At 58.4% G+C, this 26,342-nt stretch carries 27 protein-coding genes; 14 read left to right on the forward strand and 13 right to left on the reverse strand.

Annotated features, from left to right (window positions below; all coding sequences use genetic code 11):
* Window positions 1-92 precede the first annotated feature (92 nt).
* Window positions 93-914, forward strand: coding sequence for a class I SAM-dependent methyltransferase (locus IEX44_RS07635; protein WP_188691332.1), 822 nt, complete (start codon window positions 93-95; stop codon window positions 912-914).
* A 144-nt stretch (window positions 915-1,058) separates the two neighbouring features.
* Here IEX44_RS07635 and ugpQ read toward each other — a convergent pair whose 3' ends face one another.
* Complete coding sequence (gene ugpQ, locus IEX44_RS07640; RefSeq protein ID WP_188691335.1) at window positions 1,059-1,814, reverse strand: glycerophosphodiester phosphodiesterase; 756 nt, start codon at window positions 1,812-1,814, stop codon at window positions 1,059-1,061.
* Between the two features lie 261 nt (window positions 1,815-2,075).
* On the opposite strand from ugpQ, the gene IEX44_RS07645 reads away from it, so the two are divergent.
* From IEX44_RS07645 to IEX44_RS07655, 3 genes are all read left to right on the forward strand, one after another.
* Window positions 2,076-2,348, forward strand: coding sequence for an oxidative damage protection protein (locus tag IEX44_RS07645; RefSeq protein WP_188691338.1), 273 nt, complete (start codon window positions 2,076-2,078; stop codon window positions 2,346-2,348).
* A gap of 126 nt (window positions 2,349-2,474) precedes the next feature.
* Window positions 2,475-4,556, forward strand: a complete 2,082-nt coding sequence (gene ppk1 / locus IEX44_RS07650) for a polyphosphate kinase 1 (protein WP_188692473.1) — start codon at window positions 2,475-2,477, stop codon at window positions 4,554-4,556.
* A gap of 8 nt (window positions 4,557-4,564) precedes the next feature.
* On the forward strand, window positions 4,565-5,038 hold the full coding sequence (locus tag IEX44_RS07655; protein ID WP_188691341.1) for a SixA phosphatase family protein: 474 nt from the start codon (window positions 4,565-4,567) through the stop codon (window positions 5,036-5,038).
* 74 nt (window positions 5,039-5,112) lie between these two features.
* Here IEX44_RS07655 and IEX44_RS07660 read toward each other — a convergent pair whose 3' ends face one another.
* The 6 genes from IEX44_RS07660 to polA form a co-directional block, all read right to left on the reverse strand.
* Window positions 5,113-6,306 (reverse strand): heme biosynthesis HemY N-terminal domain-containing protein, encoded by a 1,194-nt coding sequence (locus tag IEX44_RS07660; RefSeq protein ID WP_188691345.1) that lies wholly within the window; start codon window positions 6,304-6,306, stop codon window positions 5,113-5,115.
* Complete coding sequence (locus IEX44_RS07665; protein WP_188691348.1) at window positions 6,303-7,349, reverse strand: uroporphyrinogen-III C-methyltransferase; 1,047 nt, start codon at window positions 7,347-7,349, stop codon at window positions 6,303-6,305. The genes IEX44_RS07660 and IEX44_RS07665 overlap by 4 nt, the downstream gene beginning before the upstream one ends.
* Window positions 7,346-8,101, reverse strand: a complete 756-nt coding sequence (locus IEX44_RS07670) for a uroporphyrinogen-III synthase (RefSeq protein WP_188691351.1) — start codon at window positions 8,099-8,101, stop codon at window positions 7,346-7,348. The genes IEX44_RS07665 and IEX44_RS07670 overlap by 4 nt, the downstream gene beginning before the upstream one ends.
* A gap of 8 nt (window positions 8,102-8,109) precedes the next feature.
* Window positions 8,110-9,057, reverse strand: coding sequence for a hydroxymethylbilane synthase (gene hemC / locus IEX44_RS07675; protein ID WP_188691353.1), 948 nt, complete (start codon window positions 9,055-9,057; stop codon window positions 8,110-8,112).
* An 84-nt stretch (window positions 9,058-9,141) separates the two neighbouring features.
* Window positions 9,142-9,768: a hypothetical protein gene (locus tag IEX44_RS07680; RefSeq protein ID WP_188691355.1), complete on the reverse strand. Its 627-nt coding sequence runs from the start codon at window positions 9,766-9,768 to the stop codon at window positions 9,142-9,144.
* Window positions 9,769-9,888: 120 nt separating this feature from the next.
* Complete coding sequence (gene polA, locus IEX44_RS07685) at window positions 9,889-12,618, reverse strand: DNA polymerase I (protein ID WP_188691357.1); 2,730 nt, start codon at window positions 12,616-12,618, stop codon at window positions 9,889-9,891.
* A gap of 80 nt (window positions 12,619-12,698) precedes the next feature.
* Here polA and IEX44_RS07690 point away from each other — a divergent pair, with 80 nt between their 5' ends.
* From IEX44_RS07690 to IEX44_RS07725, 8 genes are all read left to right on the forward strand, one after another.
* Window positions 12,699-13,433 (forward strand): LOG family protein, encoded by a 735-nt coding sequence (locus IEX44_RS07690; protein WP_188691359.1) that lies wholly within the window; start codon window positions 12,699-12,701, stop codon window positions 13,431-13,433.
* 76 nt (window positions 13,434-13,509) lie between these two features.
* Complete coding sequence (locus IEX44_RS07695; RefSeq protein WP_229678817.1) at window positions 13,510-13,851, forward strand: DUF2782 domain-containing protein; 342 nt, start codon at window positions 13,510-13,512, stop codon at window positions 13,849-13,851.
* A gap of 62 nt (window positions 13,852-13,913) precedes the next feature.
* Complete coding sequence (locus IEX44_RS07700; RefSeq protein WP_188691361.1) at window positions 13,914-14,855, forward strand: homoserine kinase; 942 nt, start codon at window positions 13,914-13,916, stop codon at window positions 14,853-14,855.
* Between the two features lie 5 nt (window positions 14,856-14,860).
* Window positions 14,861-15,433, forward strand: a complete 573-nt coding sequence (locus tag IEX44_RS07705; protein ID WP_188691363.1) for a sigma-70 family RNA polymerase sigma factor — start codon at window positions 14,861-14,863, stop codon at window positions 15,431-15,433.
* Between the two features lie 28 nt (window positions 15,434-15,461).
* Entirely contained in the window at window positions 15,462-15,653 is a 192-nt protein-coding gene (locus tag IEX44_RS07710) for a zf-HC2 domain-containing protein (protein WP_188691367.1), read from the forward strand.
* A 52-nt stretch (window positions 15,654-15,705) separates the two neighbouring features.
* Window positions 15,706-17,109 (forward strand): FAD-binding oxidoreductase, encoded by a 1,404-nt coding sequence (locus tag IEX44_RS07715; protein WP_188691370.1) that lies wholly within the window; start codon window positions 15,706-15,708, stop codon window positions 17,107-17,109.
* A gap of 56 nt (window positions 17,110-17,165) precedes the next feature.
* Complete coding sequence (locus IEX44_RS07720) at window positions 17,166-18,296, forward strand: M14 family metallopeptidase (RefSeq protein ID WP_188691373.1); 1,131 nt, start codon at window positions 17,166-17,168, stop codon at window positions 18,294-18,296.
* 141 nt (window positions 18,297-18,437) lie between these two features.
* The gene (locus IEX44_RS07725) at window positions 18,438-19,340 is read left to right on the forward strand and encodes a phosphotransferase (RefSeq protein ID WP_188691376.1); all 903 of its coding nucleotides are present in this window, start codon (window positions 18,438-18,440) and stop codon (window positions 19,338-19,340) included.
* Window positions 19,341-19,403: 63 nt separating this feature from the next.
* On the opposite strand, the gene rpoH is transcribed toward IEX44_RS07725, so the two are convergent.
* From rpoH to ftsY, 4 genes are all read right to left on the reverse strand, one after another.
* Window positions 19,404-20,258, reverse strand: coding sequence for an RNA polymerase sigma factor RpoH (gene rpoH, locus IEX44_RS07730; protein WP_188691379.1), 855 nt, complete (start codon window positions 20,256-20,258; stop codon window positions 19,404-19,406).
* Window positions 20,259-20,464: 206 nt separating this feature from the next.
* A complete protein-coding gene (gene ftsX / locus IEX44_RS07735) occupies window positions 20,465-21,370 on the reverse strand; it encodes a permease-like cell division protein FtsX (RefSeq protein ID WP_188691381.1) in 906 nt (301 codons plus the stop codon).
* Window positions 21,371-21,377: 7 nt separating this feature from the next.
* Entirely contained in the window at window positions 21,378-22,031 is a 654-nt protein-coding gene (gene ftsE / locus IEX44_RS07740; RefSeq protein ID WP_188691386.1) for a cell division ATP-binding protein FtsE, read from the reverse strand.
* Between the two features lie 34 nt (window positions 22,032-22,065).
* The gene (gene ftsY / locus IEX44_RS07745; protein ID WP_188691389.1) at window positions 22,066-23,154 is read right to left on the reverse strand and encodes a signal recognition particle-docking protein FtsY; all 1,089 of its coding nucleotides are present in this window, start codon (window positions 23,152-23,154) and stop codon (window positions 22,066-22,068) included.
* Window positions 23,155-23,221: 67 nt separating this feature from the next.
* Between ftsY and rsmD the strand changes: the two genes are divergently transcribed.
* Together rsmD and IEX44_RS07755 are read left to right on the forward strand one after the other, a co-directional pair.
* The gene (gene rsmD, locus IEX44_RS07750) at window positions 23,222-23,770 is read left to right on the forward strand and encodes a 16S rRNA (guanine(966)-N(2))-methyltransferase RsmD (protein ID WP_188691392.1); all 549 of its coding nucleotides are present in this window, start codon (window positions 23,222-23,224) and stop codon (window positions 23,768-23,770) included.
* Between the two features lie 211 nt (window positions 23,771-23,981).
* A complete protein-coding gene (locus IEX44_RS07755) occupies window positions 23,982-24,233 on the forward strand; it encodes a YfhL family 4Fe-4S dicluster ferredoxin (RefSeq protein WP_188691394.1) in 252 nt (83 codons plus the stop codon).
* 82 nt (window positions 24,234-24,315) lie between these two features.
* Here IEX44_RS07755 and queC read toward each other — a convergent pair whose 3' ends face one another.
* Window positions 24,316-25,014, reverse strand: coding sequence for a 7-cyano-7-deazaguanine synthase QueC (queC, locus tag IEX44_RS07760; RefSeq protein ID WP_188691396.1), 699 nt, complete (start codon window positions 25,012-25,014; stop codon window positions 24,316-24,318).
* The gene (locus IEX44_RS07765) at window positions 25,014-26,336 is read right to left on the reverse strand and encodes a chloride channel protein (RefSeq protein WP_188691399.1); all 1,323 of its coding nucleotides are present in this window, start codon (window positions 26,334-26,336) and stop codon (window positions 25,014-25,016) included. Before IEX44_RS07765 ends, queC begins: the two co-directional genes overlap by 1 nt.
* Between the last annotated feature and the right edge of the window lie 6 nt (window positions 26,337-26,342).

Here is a 26,342-nt window from a genome sequence, read left to right on the forward strand (position 1 = left end):
CCTTTATAATTCAGCCTTGTCCAGCGGCCTCAAGGCCGGTCAACCCGGACAAACCGGCCAGGTGCCGGTTTTTCTGTTTGAAGAGATTGCCCGTGAATAACGCCCCAGAAATCCGCCCCGGCCAGTCGGTCGAATTACTCAAGCAACTGCACATCCTGACTCGGGACGGCAAGCTGAATCAGGACAGCCGCCGCAAGCTCAAGCAGATTTACCACCTGTATAACTTCATTGAGCCGCTACTCAAAGACGTCCTGGAAAAACACCCGGCGGTATCCCTGGTCGACCACGGTGCGGGCAAGTCTTACCTTGGGTTCATTCTGTACGATCTGTTTTTCAAGGAACGCAGCGAGGGGCATATCTACGGTATTGAAACCCGCCAGGCATTGGTCGACGGCTCACGCGAACTGGCAGACCGGTTGGGTTTCGGGCGCATGTCATTCCTGCATGAGACCGTAGAACAGTCCATTACCTCGAGCGCCTTGCCAGAACAGATCGACGTAGTTACCGCGTTACACGCTTGTGATACCGCAACGGATGATGCGATCAAGTTCGCGCTGGAAAAAGACGCCAACCACATCGTACTGGTGCCGTGTTGCCAGGCCGAAGTTGCCGGCCACCTGCGCAAGCTGAAAAACCAGTCCTTCGGCAAAACGCCGCTGTCTGAAATCTGGCGCCACCCCATCCACACCCGCGAGTTCGGTAGCCAGATCACCAACGTGCTGCGTTGCCTCTTGCTGGAGGCACACGGCTATCAAGTGACGGTGACCGAGCTGGTAGGCTGGGAGCACTCGATGAAAAACGAGTTGATTATCGCCAGCAAATCCGGTCAGCGGCCCCGTAATGCGCGTGAACGGGCCGAGGCGATTCTGGATGAACTGAATCTGGGTGAGATGCGCTATCGGTTTGTATATTGATGAGGCGTTTGCCGTTAGTGGTTCTTGCCGGAAAACCTCGCCCCTGAGCGTGCGTTCGGCGCGTTGTTTACACCTCGGTGGCCGCCGGTTGTAAACAACGTGCCACCATCAGGCGCTGTCAACGGGTTTGGGGTTGGTTCGATCTCACCCCGCAACGACCAACGTTTCATCTTGCCGCATCAGATCAAGCTCATCCGTAAACACCCCGCTCACCCCCCACGCCTTGAGCGCCCGTGCCCGGGCAATATCATTCACCGTATACGCCAGCACGTGATACCCCGCCTCACGTACTGCCTTCACACGCTCCGCCGTGAGTATCTTGTGATTACAGTGTAGTGACACCGCTTCCAGCGCCTGCAACCGGGATTGCCAGTCTTCCTGCCAGTGATCGATCAACCAACCCACCGGCAACCAGGGTGCCGCAGCCACCGCAGCCTGAAGCGCCTCATAAGAAAACGAGGACAACAGCGGCGGCACGCTTTCGCCCTGCCAGAACAGGGCCGCATCGCGTGCAACGAGTTGGCCGGTTTCTACGTCGCGGCCAGGGCAAGGTTTGATTTCCACATTCGCCATCAGGCGACTGCGTACGCAATACAGGCCCACATCACTGAACGCGGGAATGGGTTCGCCGGCAAATTCTTCGCCTTTCCAGCTGCCGGCATCCACATCCAGCAAGTCGGCAAAGCGCTTTTGCGCCATAGGGCCGTGACCGTCGCTGGTCCGGTCCAGTGTGTCGTCATGCAACAGCACGCAGACGTTGTCGGCGGTGAGTTTGACGTCAAACTCCACGGCCTGGTACCCGCATTCCGTGGCTTTCATCATGCCGGCCAGGGTGTTTTCCGGTGCCAGCCGGCCGCCGCCGCGGTGGGCAAACAAAAAGGGATAGGGCCAGTCGCTCATGGTTACATACCTGCATGAAAAAACGGGGAGACAAGTCCTCAGACGATTATGCAGCACCGATTGTTCCAGCGGCATGTCAGGCCACGCGGGCCGGCTGGTCAGACTAAGAGGCGAAGCCAGCCGGCATGCGGTGTATACTGGCAGGCTTACCCGAAACTTCTACATCGTGGCATACAGGCTATTGTTTTTGCCTGATAGCAAGGTTTTGTCACGCTGCGGCAATATCGGTGTCATTCAATACAGAGTATGAGCGAGAGCAACATGAGCAGAACCGTCAACTGCGTCAAACTGGGCCGCGAGGCTGAAGGTCTGGATTTTCCGCCAGTCCCGGGTGATCTGGGCAAGCGTCTGTGGGAAAACGTTTCCAAAGAGGCATGGCAGGCATGGGTACGTCACCAGACCATGCTGATCAACGAAAACCGGCTGAACCTGGCTGACCCGAGCGCCCGCAAGTATCTGCAACAGCAGATGGAAAACTATTTCTTTGGCGGTGGCGCAGACGCTGTTCAGGGTTACGTACCGCCCGCAAATTAAGTATCGGCATTGCGGTCGCCCGTTGGCGACCGCTGCTGCAGCAACCGGCACTACCTTGTTTGCGCGCCCGGCCCACGCCGGGTTTCAAGACCGATCAACCGCCACGCATATGCCGACACCATGAACATGATCTACAAGCCCGCAGAAAACCAGTTGATGCTGAACCGCGAACTGGGTCTCCTGGAATTCAACCGCCGCGTGCTGGCCCAGGCGGAAGACCAGGCCAATCCACTGCTGGAACGACTCAAGTTCCTGTGTATCGTCTCATCGAACCTAGATGAATTCTTCGAAGTGCGCATGGCGTGGCTCAAAGAGAACATCAAGCTCTCTGCGACGCGCCTGCTGCCTGAAGGCGTCACGCCACTGCAGGCCTTCGAGTGGATTACGCGTGAGTGTCATGATCTGGTCGAGCGTCAGTACCGCGTGTTTGGCGAAGTGATGCTGCCGGCGCTGGCCGCTGAAGGCATCCATTTTTTCCGCCGCACGTTGTGGACCGACACGCAGCGTGAATGGGTGCGCGACTACTTCTTTCGCGAACTGATGCCGGTGCTCACCCCGATCGGGCTGGATCCGTCCCATCCGTTTCCGCGGGTACTGAACAAGTCGCTCAACTTCATTGTTGAGCTGGAAGGCCGCGATGCGTTTGGCCGCAATTCTGGCATCGCCATCGTGCAAGCCCCGCGTATCCTGCCGCGTTTTGTGAAACTGCCGGCTGAGGTCAGTGGCGTTGAACATGGCTTCGTTTTCCTGTCGTCCATCCTGCACGCTCACGTGGATGAGTTGTTTGCCGGCATGCGCGCCAAGGGTTGCTACCAGTTCCGCGTGACACGTGACTCTGATGTCTCGGTCGACAACGACGAAGACGTAAAAGATTTGCGCGCCGCGCTGGAAGGCGAGTTGTCGCAACGTCCGTTCGGCAGTGCCGTTCGCCTGGAAGTCGCCGACAACTGCCCGCTGCATCTGCAGGATTTCCTCAAAGAACAATTCCGCCTGGAAGATGTGGATGTGTACCGCGTCAATGGCCCGGTGAATCTGGTGCGCCTGATGCAGGTGCCTGACCAGGTTGATCGCCCGGATCTGAAATTTGAACCATTCATGCCGGGCACGCCGGTAGAACTGCGCAAACAGTCTGACCTGTTTGCCGCCATCCGCCATGGCGATGTGCTGCTGCATCATCCGTATCAAAGCTTTACCCCGGTAATCGACCTGCTGCAACAAGCTGCGCTGGACCCTTCGGTCGTGGCCATCAAGATGACCGTATACCGCACGGGCTCTGATTCCGCGCTGATGGAAGCACTGCTGGAAGCGGCCCGCCGTGGCAAGGAAGTAACGGCCGTGGTGGAACTGATGGCGCGCTTTGACGAAGAAGCCAACATCAACTGGGCCGCCAAGCTGGAACGCGCGGGCGCCCACGTGGTGTATGGGGTTTATGGCTACAAAACGCATGCCAAGATGTTGCTGATTGTGCGCCGGGAAGAAGGCAAGCTGCGCCGTTACGCCCATGTGGGTACGGGCAACTATCACCCGCGCACGGCCAAGCTGTACACCGACTTTGGCCTGATGACGGCCAACGATGAAATCACCAGCGATGTGAACGATGTGTTCATGCAGCTCACTGGCCTGGGGCTGGCTGGCGATCACTACCAATTGTGGCAATCGCCGTTCACCTTGCAGCCGAATATGGTCAAGGCCATCGACCGCGAAATCGCCCATGCGCGCCTGGGCCGCAAGGCGGTCATCATCGCCAAGATGAACGCGCTGCTGGAACCGACCATTATTGAAAAGCTGTACGAAGCCTCGCAAGCGGGCGTGACGATCCATCTGATCGTGCGCGGTGTCTGCGCGCTGCGGCCGGGTATTCAGGGTATCTCTGAGAACATCCGCGTGCGTTCCATCGTCGGCCGCTTCCTGGAACACCACCGCGTGTTCTACTTCTACAACGATGGAACCGAAGATCTGTATCTGTCTTCGGCCGACTGGATGGGCCGCAACCTGTTCCGCCGCATCGAGATCGCTTTCCCGATCCTCGACCCGCGCGTGAAACGTCGCGTGATCCGTGAAGGTCTGCGTCCGTATCTGGTCGACAACGCCCAGGCCTGGGAAATGCAGTCCGATGGCCGCTACCGTCGCAAGACGGCCCGCACGGCCAAGAAACGTAATGCGCAGATCGGCCTGTTGAGCGATCTGGCCGCCAAGCAGCGTAACTAAGGGCGTCCATGGATCTGATTCTGTGGCGTCACGCCGAAGCAGAAGACGGCTCGCCCGACCTGAAACGGGCGCTGACTCGTCACGGCCACGCCCAGGCGCGGCTGATGGCGCAATGGCTAGCGCCCCGCCTGGCTCAGAACACCGTCAGGATTGTGGCAAGCGAAGCCTTGCGCGCGCAGCAAACCGCCAGCGCGTTGTCCACCGAGTTTCTGATTGATGAGCGTCTGAATCCGGACGTACGCGGTCCGGCAGATTATCTGGATGTGACCGGTTGGCCTGCTGGCAATGATGGTGACATCACCATTCTGGTTGCCCACCAGCCCACCATTGGCCGGCTGGCCGGTTTGCTGCTGACAGGTCTGGATCAGGATCTGTCCACCAAAAAAGGGGCGATCTGGTGGATTCAGCGCCGCTTGCGCGGCGGCGCTGTGCAGTACTGCCTGCGTGCGTCGATCTCGCCAGATTTGCTGCAGAACAGCTGAACGTTCACGTAGTGATTTCAAGCATAAAAAAACCGCCCCGAAAGGCGGTTTTTTGTTGCCTGCTGCAAGAGAGCTTAACGCGACAGCGCCAGATTCAGCGCGGCGCGGTAGTGCTTGGCCGCATCGTCATGCCGATCCAGCCGCTCCAGCAGTTCAGCCAGTTCAGCATGGGCGACCGCGGTTTTCTCTACCGCCAGGCATGCTTCCAGATAATTGAGCGCTTTACCCCACAAACTGCGAGCGCAGCACAGGCGACCCAACGTCAATAGCAGCTGGCTGTCTTCCGGATGTGAAACCAGCCAGGTTTCAGCCTGCTGCAATTGGCCAACACGTTCTTCTGCCGGCAGATCAAGCCGGCCATACCGTTCCACCAGATCGCTGGACCATTGTTTGGCGAGCGTATCTTCAATGATCGCACGGGCATCTTGCGTTGCACCTTGCTCACTGAACTGATCGACCACGGCGACTGTGACTTGCGGCAGCGCTTTGTCGTCGGCCGGGAGTTTGGTCCACCAGTTTTTCAGTTCACGCCCGGCCAGCGCATGGCTGGCCAGCAGAGACAACAACGCCTGCGCGCGTATACGTGCAGCCTGAGCGGCATCCAGCGCATCAGTCCGCGCCAGTTGCTCGCACAGGCGCAGAACGGCTTGCGGATTGTCTTCGCGCTGGCGTAGACGCAGTTCCAGACGCATGGCAGCGGTCAGCTTGGGCGATACCGCACGGGCCTCAGCAATGGCCACATCGGCATCGGCATAACGACGCTCATCCAGATACAGCTCGGCCATGGTCATGGCCAGCGCCAGGTGCTGCGGCGTCAGTTTTTGCTTGAGCTCATTGAAATAACGATCACGCTTGGCGTAGTCGCGCATGGCATGGGCAGAACGCGCCGCCAGAAGACCGTTCACGGCAATGGCTTCAGCAGTACGGCTCGCGGCGTAGGCTTCGCTCGCCAGACGCTCAGCGCGCTGATAGCGGCCCTCGTGAAACGCAATGCGCGATTCCCGCTCCAGTTTCATCGATGCTTCTTGCGCCTGCCGTTCACGATAACGCTTCACCCGCGTTGGCAGGCCGCCCAGCTCACGCACCAGCCGCGTCAAGGCGTACAGCACAGCCACCGTGATCAGCACCAGCAAGATGAAGACATTCAGCGAAATTTCGACACGCCAGGGCGGCACAAACAACAAGGCATAACCGGTGTTGACCTGCGCAAACAGGGTAACGCCGACCGCCAGCGCAAACAGGGCAATCAACCAGACCAGAATTCTCACGGTTTGGCCCTTTCCGCCGTGGTACGGGCGGAGCGGACTGCGGCCAGGCTGCTATCGAGGGATGGCAGGTTCTGGGCAAAAGAAATGTGCGACAGATCATTCAGCGCAGCCTGGGTGGTCAGCACCGGTTTGGCACTCCCGTCAAAATACAGGCCCAGATAACGGATAACCGCTGCCAGATCAGCCTTGAAGCCCTTTTCATCGTGCGAGTACAACTCGGTACGGGCGTTCAACAGGCGTAGCTTCATGTTTTCACGCAAGAACAGCGCCTGGTCAGGTGTCAGTAGCGCAGCATCGGGTTTGTCCATGCGGCGAATCTGGATCAAGCCTTTGATGTCGGTCCACAACTCCGCACCAAAGTTGCTGGCCCAGGAACGTTCAGTCGCGTTGGCGTTTACAGTCGCCGGCAAGCGGTTTACATCCACGGCCAGCGGCAATTGATCCAGCTCATCAATCAGGCTGTTGAGGCGCGAGGTGATGCCCACGGTATCAAGCACCGGCAGCGACTTGAGTTTATCCATGTCATGCGCAACCGCCTGACGCAGCGAGATCAACTCCGGCTTGTTCAGCTCTTGCAGCTTGCGATCCGCAGCATCAAGCACGGTGAGCGCAGCCGTGACGTTGCCGGTCAGTTGTAATTGCTGGCTGGCATAGGTCAGGTTTTGTTCGATCTCGGCCAGCGAGCGCTGCGTATCGCTCCGGGTGAGGGTGTCGTACATGCTGGCCAGCGAGGATTGCTGGCTCTGTGCTTCAGCCTCTTTGGCCGATACCAGCGCAATCTGCTGCTGCACGGTGCGCAGTTGCAGTTGTGCAGCGGCATTGGCCACATTGGCGTCTTGCTCACGCTTGGCGGCCTGGGCAGATTGCTCGGCAAGACGGGTGCGCAGCTGATCCACTTCATGCTGCTGGTGCACCCAGACCGCGCCTGCGGCGACGATAGCCACCACGGCGAGCCATACACCTGGCTGGTTCAAGCCAAAGCGGCGCGGCGGTTTGGGATGGGTTGTCAGCGCGGCCGACAGAGAGTTCTGGTCCTGGGTCATGGCGTCCTGTTGAAATAGCGGCACAGCGAAGTCACGATGCCAGCATCACCCGCGTCTGTAGCGACGATACGGGTCGCGCCGTGTTCTGCCAGTGCGGCAGCAATCCGCGGGTGCGGCGTGAAATATAAAACCGATTGTAGCCGCTTGCAGTAGCTGGCTTCAAATTGAGTAAAAAGGTAATGCGCCGCTTCCGAACTGGAAACGATCACGCCATCACAGCCAGCGTCCAGTTCTGCGCCCAATCGCGCGCTGTCAAAAGCCGGTGGCAAGCGGCGATAAGCGCTCACCACATGCAGACGAGCGCCCCGATCAGATAGCGCCTTTGGCAACACGTCACGGCCACCATCGCCCCGAAACAACAGCACCTTGCGCCCGGCCAATGCCTGCATGCGCGGCTCAGCCAGCAATCCTTCACTATCAAACCGGGCGGCCGGGCTGATGATATCAACCATGCCCAACGCTTGGGCCCGACGCACGCTGCCCGGCCCGACGACGGCAACCGGAACCCGCGCGGGCCACGCGTTGCCCCGGCGCATCATCACGGCATCCATGGCAGACGGGCTGACAAAGATGACCAGATCAGCGTGATCCAGTTCCGCCAGTGCGATATCCAGCGCAGCAGGATCAGCGGTTGGCGCGATTTCCAGTAACGGCAAGGCCACAGGTTGCGCACCCGCTTCACGCAGGCAGGCCATCAAGCCCTCGGCCTGAGCAGTCGGACGGGTAACCCACACGCGCTGGCCGCTGAGCATGACTTGCCTCAGTCTGCCGCGTTTTCCGCAAGACGCTTGAGGACTTCTGCCGCGCCTTCGGTCAGCAACAAATCAGCCACTTGCAAACCCAGCCCATGGGCCGCCGCGCGCGAACCATTGGCTTCGGCGTAAACAATGTCTGTGCCATCCGGATTTGCCACAAACCCGCGCAGACGCAGGAAACCTTCATCATCTTGTGCGAACGCACCCAGTGGTACCTGACACGAACCGCCCAGGCGGCGCGACAGCGAACGCTCCGCGATGACACAAGCGGCGGTAGCAGCATCGTTCAACGGTGCCAGCAACGTTTTGAGGTCATCACGCGAGGCCAGGATTTCAATCCCCAAAGCGCCCTGGCCCGGTGCGGGCAGACTGTCTTCGGCGCTCAGCGTTTCACGGATGCGGTCGGCAAAGCCAAGCCGCTTGAGGCCTGCCGCAGCCAGGATGATGGCATCAAACTCACCTGCATCAAGCTTGCCAAGGCGCGTGCCCAGATTGCCGCGCAGGGGCTTGACGGTCAGATGAGGAAAGCGCGCGCGCAACTGGCTTTCACGGCGCAAGCTGGAAGTGCCAACTACCGCACCCTCTGGCAGGTCAGCCAGACGTGCATAGCGGTTCGAAACAAAGGCATCAAACGGATCTTCACGTTCGCTGATCGCGCCAATGGCAAAGCCTTCTGGCAGCACCATCGGCACGTCTTTCATGGAGTGAACGGCCAGATCGGCGCGACCTTCGCTGAGCGCGGTTTCCAGTTCTTTGACAAACAGGCCCTTGCCACCAATTTTGTTGAGCGTGCGATCCAGAATCTGGTCGCCCTTGGTCGTCATGCCGAGCAGTTCCACGGTCATACCCGGATACAGCGCCAGCAGACGGTCACGAACGTGATTGGCCTGCCACAGAGCCAGCGGGCTTTCCCGGGTGGCGATGACAAGGCGATGGGGCGCGGCAGTAGTCATGGGTAGTTCTGCGTTCTGGATCAAACCGCCATTCTAGCGCGGGATGACGTGTTCACCACTGCGGCAATCGCGAATCTGCTCATTTTAGCGCCACCCAGTTACCCTGATCGGAATCGGCGCGCTGGTGGAGGTTGAGCGTCGCGTGGGTTCTGGCAAGGCTGGGCTTGGCATCGGTCTGACCGGTTTTTTTTCAGATTCTGAAGGTTCGCGGACCGCGGTACCACGCCGGCACTTTTTCAAAAACAACCCAAACCCGCAGGCCACCACCATGCTCAGCAAGGCTGCTATCCACCCCCGCGCGCGATCCGGCAGAGACAGCGGGGCCGGCGCATCAGGAGAACGAGGCATCAGGCGCTGCGCTGCGGTTTGCCCTCGTGGCACCCCGTGTGGGCGCGCATAAGCGCTGGCCGGCGGGAGCGCTTGCAGCTCCAGCAAACGCATACGCATGGCGATCGCTGTTTGCTCACTGCGCAATTGCGCCAGCGTGGCATCCAGTACGGGGGAGGAAACTGGCGGTGGTAACGCAGCAAGGTCAGACAACCTGCCGTCCAGCGCCAGCGGTACGGCCACGTCGCCGAGGCCCTCGCAGTGGGACTGTGCAGTGGTGCTGCTAGCGCAATCAGCCTGCGCAGGATGCGCCAGCAACACCAGCCAAATGGTTATTGCCAGCAAAAATGGCCGCGCGAGGCGGCCATCAAGAGAGGATGACATATCACTTGCTCCAGCAGATCACATTCAATGCCATCTGCAAAAACAAGAGCTTATTTTTGCGAAAATAACGCGGCTATCAGATCGGCCCGATTTATTGCTCATGCGTGCCGCAGTACCGCGTCAGTGTGCCTCCTCCCAACTGATGCCTACACCTGTATCCGCCACCAGCGGCACCTTGAGCTTTGCCACCTCTGCCATGATGCGTGGCAGTTGGGTGCGGACAAGTTCCAGTTCAGCGTCGGGCACTTCCAGCAGTAGTTCATCGTGCACTTGCAGCACCAGCTTGCTGGCAAGTTGATCACGCTCAATCCAGCCTTGCACGGCGAGCATGGCCAGTTTGATCAGATCTGCCGCCGTACCCTGCATGGGCGCATTAATGGCGGCACGCTCGGCGCCAGCGCGGCGCATCGGGTTAGCGGCTTTGATCTCAGGCAACCAGAGACGTCGGCCAAATACCGTTTCCACAAACCCCACGCGACGTGCCTCGGCACGCGTGCGTTCCATATAAGCAGCGACGCCCGGGAAACGACCAAAATAACGATCGATATAGTTTTGCGCTGCGCTGCGTTCAATTTCCAGCGATTGCGCCAGACCAAACGCGCTCATGCCGTAGATCAGGCCAAAATTGATGGTCTTGGCGTAGCGGCGTTGCTCGCTGGTCACTTCCAGCGGTGTGACACCAAACACCTCAGCGGCTGTGGCACGGTGAATATCTTCGCCTTCGGCAAATGCCTTGAGCAAAGCGGCATCACTCGACAAATGCGCCATGATCCGCAATTCAATCTGCGAGTAATCAGCCGACACAATCTTGTGCCCGGGCGGCGCCACAAACGCCTCACGAATCTTGCGGCCTTCGGCGGTGCGCACCGGGATATTCTGCAAGTTGGGATCGGTGGAGCTCAAACGCCCGGTCACGGCCACGGTCTGGTTGAAGCTGGTATGCACACGGCCGGTGGCCTGATTCACCATCAGCGGCAGTTTGTCGGTGTAGGTAGACTTGAGTTTGGACAGGCTGCGATGTTCCAGCAGCACTTTGGGCAGCGGGAAATCCTTGGCCAGCTCCTGCAACACGTCTTCATCGGTAGATGGTGCGCCCTTGGGGGTTTTCTTGATCACGGGCAACTTGAGTTGCTCGAAGAAGATCTCGCCAATCTGCTTGGGGCTACCCAGATTGAAAGGCTGGCCGGCCAGCTTGTAGGCTTCTTGTTCCAGTTCAAGCAGCCTGAGGCCGATCTCGTGGCTTTGTTTGGTGAGCTTTTGTGCATCCAGCAAGATGCCGTTGCGTTCCATCTTGAACAAGACTTCCCGCACCGGCAGTTCGATGGTTTTGTAGAGTTTGTCCAGCGATGGCACTTGCGCCAGTCGCTCATGCAACGCACCCGCCAGACGCAACGTGATATCCGCATCTTCGGCGGCGTAGGCAGTGGCGGCTTCTAAGCCCACTTCATCAAAGCCGATCTGCTTGGCGCCCTTGCCGCAAACGTCTTCATATTTGATCGTGGTTTCGCCCAGCTCGCGCTCGGCCTGATCGTCCATGTTGTGGCGTTCATGACTGGCCAGCACGTAGGACATCAACAATGTGTCATCACTAATGCCACGCAGCGTAATGCCATGGTTAGCGAATACGTGCTGGTCATACTTGAGGTTCTGGCCCAGCTTTTTGTGTTCTTCAGATTCCAGCCACGACTTGAGGGCTGCCAGCGTTTCATCAAACGGCAGTTGCACCGGGCTATCCGGGCCACGATGTGCCAGCGGCAGGTAGGCCGCTTCGCCGCCTTTGACGGAGAACGACATCCCGACAATACGCGCCTGCAGCGGATCAAGGCTGGTCGTTTCGGTATCGACCGCCGTCACCGCAGCGCCTTTGAGTTTCTCTATCCAGGCCTGCAGTTGTTCCGGGGTCTGAATGGCCTCGTAATGGCGTTCCAGCTTGCCTGCGGGTTTGTCGCTCACGACTGCGGGGTCGACTTCGCCCACGACGCCAGAAGCCAGTTTTTCTTCGGCCTCTCGTAGCCAGGTGCGGAAGTTGTAACGGCGGAACAGCGCTTCCAGTTCCACCCAGTTCGACGCACGCGGCGCCAGGTCGGGCAGCGCGCCGGGCAGTTCTTTGGAAAGATCTACATCGCACTTGATGGTCACCAGTGCCTTGGCTGTGGGCAGCCAGCCCAGCGAATTGCGCAGGTTCTCGCCGACCACGCCACCAATCTTGTCGGCATTGGCGACGATATTATCCAGGCTGTCGTACTCCGCCAGCCATTTGGCGGCCGTTTTCGGGCCCACCTTGGGTACGCCGGGCACATTGTCGACCGTGTCACCAATCAGCGAGAGGTAATCGACGATCTGGTCAGGACGCACATTGAACTTGGCAAAGACGCCTTCAATGTCCAGCACTTCTTCGGTCATCGAGTTTTCAATGCGCACGCACTCGTTCACCAGTTGCGCCATGTCTTTATCGCCCGTAGACATGATGGTCTCAATGCCATGCTCGCAAGCCATCATGGCCAGCGTGCCGATGACGTCATCGGCCTCAACGCCTTCGACGCACAAGATAGGTACGCCAAAAGCGCGTACGGCAGCGTGGATTGGTTCGATCTGCACACGCAGTTCATCCGGCATGGGCGGGCGGTTGGCTTTGTAGTCGCCGTAGATATCGTCGCGGAATGTCTTGCCTTTGGCGTCGAATACACAGGCGATGTAATCGGCAGGTGTGGTCTGGCGCAATTTGCGCAGCATGTTCACAAAGCCGTAGAGCGCATTGGTGGGCGTGCCATCCGGCGCGGACAGTTCACGAATGGCGTGAAACGCGCGGTACAGGTAAGACGAACCATCAATGAGCAAAAGCTTAGGCATCAGGGGAAACCCTCTATACTGGAAAAATGCGGCGGCGCGCGGCACAGGCGCACATCAATAAAATCAACGGGGATACCACCATGAGCCTCAAAGACAAAGTGCCCACACTGGTTGATACCGCCGCGCAGGCGGACATTCACGCCTGGCGCGCGCGCGAATCCTGGCGCGTGTTCGAGATCATGGCAGAGTTTGTCGAAGCGGCAGAGCGGCTGCAACCGATTCAGCCTGCGGTGTCGATCTTTGGCTCAGCGCGCACACCCCAGGAGCACCCGTATTATAAGCTCACCGAACAGGTTGCCAGACTGTTGTCTGATGCGGGTTTTTCGGTGATCTCCGGTGGTGGTCCTGGCATTATGGAGGCCGCCAACAAGGGCGCCTTTTTTGGCCAGAGCCCGTCGGTAGGCCTCAATATCCAGTTGCCGCATGAACAAAGTGGCAATCCCTATCAGGACGTCAGCCAGAGTTTTCGCCACTTTTTTGCGCGCAAGGTCATGTTCGTCAAACACGCGACTGCCTACGTGGTGATGCCCGGTGGGTTTGGCACGCTGGACGAACTCACCGAAGCACTCACACTCATTCAGACTGGCAAGTCGCGTCGCATTCCCATCATTCTGGTGGGCAGTGCGTTCTGGGGCGGTATGGTGGATTGGTTCCGCAACGTGCTGGTGACCGAAAAAATGATCGGCCCGGCCGATATGGACCTTGTACAGTTGATTGACGATCCCCAGGAGATCGTCAACGCGATCTTCAAGTATTACGAAACACGCGGCTTCGAAATGTCGCCGGCTGAACGCGAAATGCAGTTCAGTTTGTAACCAGGATGAACCCGCCGTGCCAGGCGGGCGTCCAATCAAGAAAACATACAAGCAAAGCTATAAAGGAGACCTGCTCTTGCGTACAACATCCCTGATTGCCTGCCTCGTGTTGCTGGCTGGCATGGCGCAAGCCGCCACAGATACCGGCAAGAAAGAACCCGAAGCGCCGCCCCCCCCTCCGATGCCGGCAGCAGACAGCCCTGCAGCGCCAGAGCCCGAAGTCACCGTGGTGCAAAAACAGGACGCCACGGTCACCGAATACCGCATGAAAGGCAAACTGTACATGATGCGAGTCGTGCCTAAAGTGGGCAAGCCGTATTACCTCGTCGACAAGGAAGGCAACGGCCGTTTTAACCAGATGTCCGACATCGGTGGTGACAATCTGGCACCACCACGCTGGGTCTTGCTTGAATTCTGATCGCGCCTTTGAAACAATGCCCGGCGTTGGCCGACCCCGGCGTACTCGTTGATATACGAACCATGTCTGTATTCACCACCGTCACGCCGGATGATCTGGCGCCTTTTCTGAAGCGCTACTGTATTGGCCAGTTGGTCGAGCTCAAAGGCATTGCTGCGGGCGTGACCAACACCAATTTCTTTGTGACCACGACGCATGGTCGTTACGTGCTGACGCTGTTCGAGACCTTGCAGGCCGAAGAACTGCCGTACTACGTGAACCTGCTGGCTCATCTGGCACACCATGGCATTGCTTCGGCAGCACCCATTGCCAATCTGGATGACCAATACGTCGATACGCTCAACGGCAAACCCACGCTGTTAGTCACCTGCCTGCCCGGCAAAGTGGCAGAACACCCCAACACGACGCAATGTGCCGAAGTGGGCGAGATGCTGGCGCAAATGCACCTGGCATCGCGCAGCTACGGCGGCTACATGAAAAACCCGCGGGGCGTGCAATGGTGGGCAGATACCGCTGCCGAGGTTGCACCGTTGATGTCCCCGGCAGATGCGCAGATGTTGCTGGCGGAAGTCACCCTCCAGCAATCTACCGATTATCGCGCGCTGCCCTCTGGCATGGTGCACGCCGACCTCTTCCGCGATAACGTGTTGATGGATGGCGATCGGGTGGGTGGTTTTATCGATTTCTACTACGCATGTAACGACGCCTGGCTTTACGACGTCGCCATTGCCTTGAATGACTGGTGCTCCACCGAAGACGGCAACATTGACGACGAACGCGCCCGTGCTTTACTCAGCGGTTATACCGGCGTGCGAGAACTGGACTCCGCAGAAATAGCGGCCTGGCCGACCATGTTGCGTGGCGCGGCATTGCGCTTCTGGACGTCGCGTTTGCTCGACTACTACAAACCTGCCAGCGGCGAAATGACCTTTGCCAAAGACCCCACCCACTTCCAGCGCGTGATTGAGCACCACACCCGCCGCCAGGATTTCTGGCTGAGCTGAACACCATGTCCTTTGCTGATTCGCTCCATGCGCTGCGCCCGGACCTCATACGGTACGCGCGCTATCAATTGGGCGATGAAACCAGCGCGGAAGATGTGGTGCAGGAAACCCTGCTGGCTGCGCTGGAAAAACCCGAATCGTTCAGCGGGCAGTCCAGCCTGCGTACGTGGGTCACGGCCATTCTCAAGTTCAAGGTTATTGACGCGCAGCGTCGGCGGTACAAAGACCCGCTGCATATCCACCCTGAACTGGACGAAGAAAACGACCTCTCGGATTTCGACACGTTATTCGACAAAACCGGTCACTGGGGCAGCGAAGGTCCGCGCCACTGGAACCACCCGGATGCCAGCCTGCAAGACAAACAGTTCTGGCATACCTTTGAAGTCTGCCGCAAGACCATGCCTGCGCGCACCGCACTGGTGTTCTGCCTGAGAGAGATCACCGGGCTGGAAATCGAGGCGATCTGTCAGCAATTGGAGATCACCACGACTAACTGTTCAGTACTCTTGTATCGCGCGCGCATGGCTTTACGCTTGTGTCTGCAAAAAAACTGGTTTGATGACGAGGTAGCCGGGTGAACCGTGCTATCCAGAAGGAATACCCATAATGTTTGGCGCCTGTCGGCAAGCCAGCCGCTTGCTGTCCAAGTCTCAAGATATGCCACTGACCTTTGGTGAGCGCCTGAAGCTGCGCTATCACCTGGCGCTGTGCGACAAATGCCGCGAGTTTTCCCGGCAACTGGACCAGTTACGCCACTTTGCCCGACAGGGCGAGAAACAGGCCCAATCTGATTCCTGACAGGTTGCCCTGTATTGCGCCTGACCGTCTGACCGTTCTACCCGAGGCTCCCATGTCTGATTCTCATCCATTGCTGGCCGAGCTTGCTGCCATGCTTGACCCCGCCGGCATCCTCACCGGCCAGGCCACTGAAGGCTATATGATCGACGGCCGTCGCCGTTACCACGGCCACAACCTGGCAGTGATCCGACCGCGCAGCACTGAAGAGACCGCCGCAGTAGTCAAAGCCTGCGCCCGGCACAAGGTGTCGATGGTGCCGCAGGGTGGGAATACCAGCCTGTGCGGTGCCGCTACGCCCGACGAGAGCGGCCATAGCGTGGTGATCAGCATGGAACGCATGAACCGCGTGCTGAGTGTAGACGAGGGCAACAACACCATCACCGCCGAAGCGGGCGCCATCATTGCCGACCTGCAAGCCGCCGCGTTGAACGCCAAACGCCTGTTTCCGGCTGATTGGGGGGCCAAAGGTTCGGCCCGCGTGGGCGGCGCACTGGGCACCAATGCCGGCGGCCTGAATGTACTGCGCTACGGCAACATGCGTGAACTGACGCTGGGTCTGGAGGTGGTACTGGCTGACGGTCGTGTCTGGAACGGCCTGAGAGGTCTGCGCAAGGACAATACCGGCTACGATCTCAAACAGCTGTTCATTGCCTCTGAAGGCACGCTGGGCATCATTACCCGCGCCACGTTCAAGCTGTTCCCGTTGCCGACAGCGCAGTCGACCGCACTGATCCCTGTCGCTGATCCGCAAGGCGCGGTTAATCTGTTACGCGGTTTGCAGCATGAACTGGGCGATCGGGTCACCTCCTTCGAGCTGATTTCCCGCCGTTGCTGGGAATTGCTGGCCCAATATTGTCCGGAGCTACCTAAACCGTTTGCTGAATTACCGGCCTGGACTGTGCTGGCAGAAGTCTCTGACGGTGGTTCAGACGAGTTGTTGCTCGACAAATTTGCCGAAGCGCTCGTCGCCTTGAGCTATGCCGACAACGCACTGGTGGCCCAAAGCCGGTCCGATGCAGCGGATTTCTGGGCGCTCCGTGAAGCCATCCCGGAGGCGCAAAAGCGCAAAGGGGTGAGCATCAAACAAGACATCGGCGTGCCGACGTCGGCGTTTCCGCAGTTCCTTACCGAAGCCCAGGCCGCGCTCAGAGCCGGTTTTGGCGAGGCAGATATTATCGCCTTCGGCCACTTGGGCGATGGCAACCTGCACTACAACGTGTTTTTATCTGATGTGAGCAACGGCGTATACGCGCACGAGGCGCGTATCAATGACATCGTTTACGAGATTGTGCAGCGCCACAGCGGTACAATTTCAGCCGAACATGGCATCGGCCAGCTCAAGCGCAATCTGTTGCCGCATTACCGCAGCGACGTAGAAATGTCGCTCATGCATCAGATCAAGCAAACGCTCGACCCCGATAACCTGATGAATCCAGGCAAGCTACTGGCTGATTGATCCCATCCGGATCATACCGGCCAATAGCGCCCTCCATTGACCCTTTGGTGCCCGCAATGCTGACCCTTTCTACTGCTTTTGATTCCGGTGCAATCGAGGTGATTGATCTGTCCGATCACGCCAACATTCGCCTCAACCTGCGAGCAGACAACGCCTCTGCCTTCAAGCAATGGTTTCACTTTCGCCTGGCGGGCACGGCATTTCGTGAATGCGTGGTCCACATTGAAAACGCCGGGCAGTCTGCCTACCCGGGCGGCTGGGATGGCTACAGCGCGCGGGCATCTTACGACGGTGTGGAGTGGTTCTGCGTTCCGACAGAATATGAAAACGGCGTGCTGACCATCCGCCACCAGCCGCAACGGGATGTGATCTACTACGCCTACTTCGAGCCTTATTCGTGGGAGCGTCACTTGCAAATGCTGGGCCACGCCCAGTATTCGCCGGATTGTGTGGTCCGCGAACTAGGCCAGACCGTTGATGGCCGCCCCCTGGACATGTTGCGCATTGGCACGCCTGAAACCGGCAAGCGCAAAGTCTGGATCATTGCGCGTCAACACCCGGGCGAAACCATGGCCGAATGGTGCGCAGAAGGCGTGATCGGTAGCCTGCTGGACCCCCAACACGCAGTCGGCCGCGCGTTGCTCAACAAAGCAGTGTTCTACGTCGTGCCCAATATGAACCCCGATGGCGCCGTGCGTGGCAACCTGCGCACCAACGCTGCCGGCACCAACCTGAACCGCGCATGGCAGACACCCAGCATGGAAACCAGCCCGGAGGTATTCCTGGTGCGTCAGGCCATGGAAGAAACCGGCGTTGACGCGTTCTTTGATATGCACGGGGACGAGAGTATCCCGCACAATTTTGTGGCTGGTTGCGATGACAACCCCTCGTTCTCTGAACATCAGCGTGAACTGGAAGAGGCTTTCAAGCGGCTCTGGGTGGCCGTTTCGCCTGATTTCCAGACCGAATACGGCTACGGCCCCAGCCAGTTCGGACCCGAAACACTGACGCTGGCCACCAACTGGGTAGGCGACCGCTTTGGCTGCCTTGCGTTCACGCTGGAAATGCCGTTCAAGGACACTGCCAACCATCCGGAACCCGATGTGGGCTGGAATGGCGAACGTTCATTGCAATTGGGCGCATCCATGCTGACAGCGCTCAATGGCGTCATTGACCGGCTACGCTGATCCACGCTCACAGTTCCCGCAACCCGGCCCCGTGCCGGGTTGTTTTTTGCCGGGGGTGCCTTTTACAACACCACGCCCCGACATGCGTGGCGCGCCCCATGCCGGCCCTTGCCTGCACTGATGGCGCCACCCGGAGACATCATGAACCTGCCCGATGCGTTGTTGCCAGTGGCCCTGCGCTATCTGGGCGGTGCACCCGTCCAGGCAAAAAAAATTGACGGTTTCTACGCGGAAGTCTGGTTAGTCGCGGGCGACAATGGTCAACGTCTGGTGTTGAAGCACTTCCGCCAACCCGATAATGCTTCACGTGAAACATCCGCGCTCAATACGCTGCGCGCTGCGGGTCATGCCGTCTTGCCCCGCGTACTTGGGCAAGAACTGGACGAGGTGCGACGCGAGATTCTGGTACTGGAGTATCTTGAGGGCATTGACGCCTGCGCGGCTATTCAATCACCCTCCGCGATCGCCCGCTTTGCAGATCAAGTTACGGATATCCTGCTGCATTGGCACAGCATCAGTTCGGCGCGGGGTTTCCAGGACCTGGATGGCAGCTACCGGCCCAATTTCAAAGAGAGCTGGCAACGTTTCGGGCAGGATCGCCTGGCATGGTTATTTAGCGCGTCCGGGGAAGCACGCACCACTCTACCCATGCGCCGGGGGTTTGAGCGCATTTGGCGCAACGCAGATGCATTGGTAGCGCCCCTGGCAGAGGATGCCTCATCGCTGATCCACGATGACTGTCACGCCAGTAACTTCCTGGCAGATCCGGTGACACAGTCATTGACCGCCGTGATTGACCCCAATCACGCGCGTTTTGCGCACCGGGAATTCGACCTCTTTCACTTGAACGATGCCCGGCCGGAACTCCGGTTGCTGGAAACCTATCTGGACAAACACGCCGTTGCGCCGGGCTTTACGGCACGTCGCTGGCTGTTCAGCCTGTTCGATGACCTCAAGCATGTCGAACATACCAATTGGTTTGATGAAGACTGGTTTATGCGCAAGTTCAGGTATTTTGATCACGCGCTAGCCAACGCCCGGTGAGCGCCTGGCCATAAAAAAAGGCACGCCAGAGCGTGCCTTTTTTTCGCAGGAACTGCGCCCGCATCAAGCCAGAGCCGGTTCCAGCGCATCTTTCATTTTTTGCAGGGCCTTGGCCTCGATCTGGCGAATACGCTCAGCCGACACGCTGAACTCAGCAGCCAGTTCGTGCAGCGTAGTGCTCCCTTCGTCACCCAGCCAGCGCGCTTCAATAATGCGACGGCTGCGCGGGTCCAGCGTACCCAGGGCTTGCTGCAGGCCTTCGGACTGCAGACGGTCATAAGACTGACGCTCCATCTGGCGCACTGGCTCGTTTTCGCTGTCAGCCAGCCAGTCGATCGGCGCATAGCCGTCGTCATCGCCATCTTCAGCCATCAGCGCAATGTCCTGACCGGTCATGCGAGTCTCCATTTCGAAGACTTCTTCCGGTTTGACACCCAGATCACGCGCAATGACTTCGGCTTGCGCCTGGGTCAGTGCAGAGAAACCCGTTTTCTTGGAACGCAGGTTGAAGAACAGCTTGCGCTGGGCCTTGGTAGTCGCAATACGGACCAGACGCCAGTTGCGCAGGATGTACTCGTGAATTTCTGCCTTGATCCAGTGCACAGCAAACGAGAACAGGCGCACACCGCGGGTCGGTTCGAACCGCTTCACGGCCTTCATGAGGCCGATATTGCCTTCCTGAATCAGGTCTGCTTGCGGCAAACCGTAACCGGCATAACCACGCGCAATGGACACCACAACGCGCAGATGGGACATCACCAGCTGGCCAGCGGCTTCCAAGTCGTTGTCATGGCGGTAGCGATTTGCCAGATCGATCTCTTGCTCGTGCGTGAGCATGGGCATGGCATTGACTCGCTGGATATAGCTCTCAATGCTGTCGCCACCCGTGATCACCGGCAATGCAACGCTGTCTACCATGAATGTTCTCCTGTGTTGCTCTGCGTCGTTTCAAACGACGACGCTAGATATTAGCACTCCATACCTCAGAGTGCTAACCGAACAAAAAGTTCTTATGAATTCAAGCACAGACGCGATGTTGTTGCACGGCAATATTTTCAATGCTTCCGATAGAATAGACCAATCGGTCTATTTCCGACGAACGGCACAAAACCTCAGCCCAAAACCTAGCGGAACTGGCGCAAATGACGTCCGACAGCCAGCGACGCCCCCAGCAAGCACAAGAGCGTGGTGACTGCCAGCGTCACCAGGACAACGCGCCAATCGGCCAGCGCCAGACTGAATTGTTGCCCATAACTTTTGGCCAGCGCCTCTACCGCAGGGTTGAGCCAGGTGCGTGCCGTCCAGACGATGGCACATGCCAGCAAGCCACCCAACACGCCCTGCACCGCCGCAAAGTAAACAAACGGGCGACGGATGAAGGCATCCGTGGCACCAATCAGCTTGGCGACCTCAATCTCATCCTTGCGGGTCAGAATCTGCAGGCGAATGGCATTGCCGGTGATCAACACCAGCGCAACGGCCAACAACACAAGGACGATTTCCAGCAGTGCTTTGCCAACGATGATCAACTGTTGCAGACGCCGTGCCCACGCTGAATCCAGTTGTACCTGTTCTACGCCATTGGACGCTATCAGCTCTTTTTGCAAGGCTTCGAGAGAATCCGCCGACGCATCCGTACTGGCAGTCAGGATGAAGGTATCTGGCAGGGGGTTATCCGTCAGGCCGGCCAGCAGATCGCCACCGCCCACGCTCGCCTGCATCTGCTTGAGCGCATCGTCTTTACCCACGAATTGCACCTTGGTCAGACGCTTGTCGCCAGCCAGATGTTGCTTGAGCTGGTTGATGGCATCCGCCCCGGCCGTCGTGCGCATATACACCGACAGCTGCGGCTCGACCGGTAACTGGCCAATCACGCCTTGTGCACTGGCAATCAGCAGATAAAAGCCCAGCGGGAACGCCGCCGCAATGCCGATGACCAACAGGTTAAGCACCGAAGAAAGTGGCGCACGCAGCATGCTGCCCAAGGTACGGGTAAAAGCTATCCAGTTCAGACGTATCCAGTGTTTCATGGCGCCCTTATGCGGAGAACTGGCCGTTTTTCAGGCGCAGGATACGACGACCATAGTCGGCCATCAGGGTTTCATCGTGTGCGGAGATCACCAGGGTCACGCCGACCTGATGGAATGACTTGAACAGTTCCAGGATGTCGTTGGCGTAATCACGATCCAGGTTGGCTGTCGGTTCATCCGCCAACAGGATGGATGGCCGATGTACTACCGCGCGGGCAATACACAGGCGCTGTTGCTCGCCACCAGACAAACTGACCGGATTGAGCTTCTCCTTGCCTGCAAGGCCTACTTTGTCCAGCGCAGCCTGCACGCGGCGGCGTGCTTCGCGGTGATCAAAGCCGATGATATCCAGCGGCAAGCGCACGTTGTCGTAAACGCTGCGGTCGTACAGGATTTTGTGATCCTGGAAAATCAGCCCGATGTGGCGACGTGTATACGGCATGGACGCCCGGCGCATGCGTGCCAGGTTTTGCCCGTTGACCAGAACCGCCCCTGCCGTGGGGCGTTCGATGCCGGCAATAAGCTTGAGCAGCGTGGACTTGCCTGCCCCGGAATGGCCGGCCAGAAAGACCAGCTCGCCGTCTTCAATATCAAAACTGAGTTGCTTGACGGCATCAAAGCCGCCCGGATAACGCTTGGTGACTTGCTGGAACTGGATCATTCGCCGTCCGTTGTCAGAAAATCAATCAAGAAAATCAATCAAATAACGCGTCAATATAGTCTTTTGCCACAAAGGGGCGCAGATCATCAATGGTCTCGCCCACGCCAATGAAGCGTACCGGCACTGGCCGCTGCTTGGCGATGGCGGCGATCACGCCACCCTTGGCCGTGCCATCGAGCTTGGTCAGCACAAGGCCCGTCAGACCCAGCGCATCATCAAAGGCCTTGACCTGGCTCACCGCATTCTGGCCGGTATTGGCATCGATCACCAACATCACCTCATGCGGGCCAGTCGGATCAGCCTTTTGCACCACGCGTTTGACCTTTTTGATTTCTTCCATCAGGTGCAATTGCGTCGGCAGCCGACCAGCAGTATCGACAATGATGACATCGCAACCACGCGCTTTGGCGGCGTTCACCGCGTCGAACGCCACTGCAGCGGCATCGCCCGATTCTTGCGCGATCACTTGCACACCGTTGCGCTGACCCCAGACCACCAGTTGCTCACGCGCGGCGGCACGGAACGTATCACCCGCGGCCAGCAATACATTGTGGCCTTGCTCCTGAAAATACTTGGCCAGCTTGCCAATGCTGGTGGTTTTGCCTGCGCCGTTCACGCCAGCCACCATCAGGATAAAAGGCTTTTGCGGGGTTACCACCAGTGGTTGTTCCAGCGGCTGGATCAATTCCAGCAAGGCTTCCTTGAGCGCCAGTTTGAGTTCGGATGCATCCTTGAGACCGCGCAACGAGACACGATCACGCACGTTCTTGAGCAACGTGGTTGTGGCTTCCACGCCCATATCTGCGGTCAGCAGGACGGTTTCCAGTTCATCGTACAAGTCTTCGTCAATCTGGCCGCCGCCAAACAGGCCAGCCAGATTCTTGCCCAGCGAGTCTCGGGTTTTGGCCAGACCGGCTTTCAGACGATCCGTCCAGGACAATTTGGGCTTCTCTTGCGGCTGAGCGACCTCCTGCATCGGCATGGGTACCGGCGCAGGTGTTGCAATGGCAGGCTCAGGTTCCGGCTGCGGCGCGGGTTCTTGCGCGACAGGCGTCTCTGTCACCGGTGCTGATTCAGTCTCGGTGGTTTCAGTTTTGGGTTTCTTGCGGAAAAAATCGAACATAGGGTTTGCGTCACGTCGCCAATGGCGGAAAATATCTGATTTGGCGCGATTTTAGCGCGGGTGAGGCATGGCAGCACAGCATAAAAACCAGGTTCGCATTATCGGCGGCGACTACAAGCGCCGGCTGGTGCATTTTCCGGATGGTGATGGCCTGCGGCCGACGCCTGATCGCGTGCGCGAAACGCTCTTTAACTGGCTGGGACAAGACCTCACCGGACTGCGTTGTCTCGACCTTTTCGCCGGCAGCGGCGCCTTGGGTTTTGAGGCCGCCTCACGCAACGCCAGACAGGTGGTCATGGTTGAAAAGTCCAAACCCGTTTACGCCGCGCTGTCTGATAACCGCAAGACACTGGGTATGACGAATGTCGATATTGTCTGGGCCGATGCGCTGACCTGGCTCTCTGGCAAGGCGCTCGATTTTGATGTGGTCTTTCTGGACCCGCCCTATGCCTCTGATCTGCTGCCCAGGGTATTGGCCATTCTGGCCGATGCACTGCCAGCCGACGCGATGGTTTATGCCGAATGCGCGGCATGGCCGGATCTGGCGGGTTGGGAACTGACGCGTGAGCTGAAGGCTGGTGCGGTGCATTGCGGTTTGTTGCAGCGAACGGTCTAGTCAGCGACTTATCACAAATCGGCAATATGGACGCAACACAATCATGTTGTCCGGCGATGCCGGTTACGGCATTTGCGACCTTTTATAGTGTCAATAATGACAAAACCATAGAAGTGCACTGCCGTCCAACTGTTATGCGGTTGTCGCTCTGTAAGGAACGTGGGACAATCGCCGCCGTTTCAAACGTAGCTGTTTTTGAAGGAATATTGCCATGGCGCTGATGATCACTGATGAGTGCATCAATTGTGATGTCTGCGAACCCGAATGCCCCAATAGCGCCATTTCGCAAGGCGCTGAAATCTATGAAATCGACCCTAACTTGTGTACTGAGTGCGTTGGTCATTACGACGAGCCACAATGTCAGCAAGTCTGTCCGGTCGATTGCATTCCGTTCAATCCGGACGTCAAAGAGTCCAAGGAAGAACTGATGCAAAAGTATCTGATCATTTCGGGCAAGGCCTGATCGATCAATCGGGGCACATACCCGCACAACAAAAAACCGGACTCAAGGGTCCGGTTTTTTCATGCGCGTCGCTCGGGCGCGCTTACCGCGTCTGATAACGCGTCGGGTCTGCCACGCCAGCATCAGCAAAACCGGCAGCACGCAAACGGCAAGCATCACACACGCCGCAAGCACGGCCGTCATCATCAGCCTTGTAGCAGGTCACGGTCTGGCTGTAATCCACACCGAGCTTCAGGCCGGTTTCCACAATCTGTGCCTTGGACAGCGAGATCAGCGGCGTGTGAATGGTCAGCGGTGACCCTTCAACGCCGGTACGCGTAGCAAGACGTGCCATGTGCTGATAAGCCGCAATGTAATCCGGGCGGCAATCCGGATAGCCCGAGTAGTCCACGGCATTGACGCCAATGAAGATGTCGTCGCCCTTCAAGACCTCAGCCCAGGCCAGTGCATACGACAACAAAATGGTGTTGCGCGCAGGCACGTAGGTGACCGGAATAACGTTCTCACCGGTTGCACCGTCAGTCGGGACCTCAATACTGGCATCGGTCAGTGCAGAACCACCAAATACCGCCAGATCAATCTTGATCACACGGTGTTCGACCGCGCCAAGGCTCTTCGCTACGCGCGCGGCGGCTTGCAGTTCTGCGTTATGACGCTGGCCATAATCAAACGATAAACAATACGGCGCGAAACCCTGGCTTTTGGCAATCGCAAGGCAAGTCGCAGAATCAAGCCCGCCAGACAGCAGAATGACGGCAGGACGCGGGTTGGAGGTACTCATTAATGTTTGCTCCCGGAGCTGACCGCCATTTGCTTGAGAATGCCGGCAGCCAGATCATGATAAAGATTGGTTCTATAAATACGGGCCACGCTGGAAGCCACCATGGCTGCAGCCAGGGTAGAGATCACCATGGCATGGCCATCGGTCATTTCGATCATGATAATGGCTGAGGTAATCGGTGCACGCGTGACTGCGGCCAGCATCGCCACCATGCCAATCGCCATGAGTTTGATCTCAATCGCTTGAGAAAATAACGGGGTAAACCAGCTCCCCACGCCCGCGCCCAGTGCGAGCGAGGGCGCAAAAATCCCGCCAGGCAAACCCGTCAGGAATGTGGCCAGCAGACTCACAAACTTCAGTGGCAGGTAGTACCACACCAGCGGGCCCTGACCACCGATCGCGCGGCTGGTTTCATCCGCCCCGCTGCCGTAAATAGGCAAGATCAAACCACACAGGGCGATTGCCAGGCCGCACAGGGCGATGAACCAGTACGGATGCGCACTGCGCCAGCGCAATACCCCCGGTGGCAGCCAGCGCGCCTGATGTACGCACAGCCATGAAAAGAGGCCACCAATCAACCCGGCGGTGATTGCAACCAGAAATAGCGGCGGCAAGATGGTGTATTCGAAATCCGGCACGCGGATGCGGCCAAAGTAGGTGTAATCGCCAATGAGCGCGAGTGACACGATACCGGCCAGGATCACTGATCCGATTAACTTGCCGCTGGTTTCGGTCTCTACGGAGCGAGCCAGTTCTTCAAATGCAAAGACAATCCCCGCCAGCGGTGTATTGAACGCGGCAGAAATACCGGCAGCGCCCCCCGCCAGGATCAACTGGCGCTGGAAAACCGGATCGGCCAGCGGCAAAAAGCGGCGACAGGCATACATGATACTGGCCCCGATCTGCACGGTCGGGCCTTCCCGCCCCAGCACAAAACCACTGCCCGCGCCCAGCACGATGCCAAGAAACTTGATACCGGCAATGCGCAATGAAAGCAGTCTTTCGGCCTCAGGCGGGTTTTCCGCCAGATCAATCGCCGCCATGGCTTGCGGAATACCACTTCCTTCTGCGCCTTCGCCCAGTTTGCTCATCAACCAGCGGATCGCCATCCCGCCCAGTGGCAGCACCACCAACGGCCACCAGTGCCACATTGAAAAGAGGTGCTGGAAGCCCAGAAACGCCCATTCCGCGGCTTTGGCCAGCAGGACTGCGACCAGACCAACCAGCGCGGCGCCAAACCAGAATACCAGCGTCGCCCGGCTGCGATAGGGGAGTTCTTTCAGGTGAACGAGGATACGTGACGCCAGGATGGGCAGCTTCATCACTCA

This window comes from Silvimonas amylolytica, from assembly GCF_014645555.1.
In the GTDB taxonomy this organism is placed as follows: Bacteria; Pseudomonadota; Gammaproteobacteria; order Burkholderiales; family Chitinibacteraceae; genus Silvimonas; species Silvimonas amylolytica.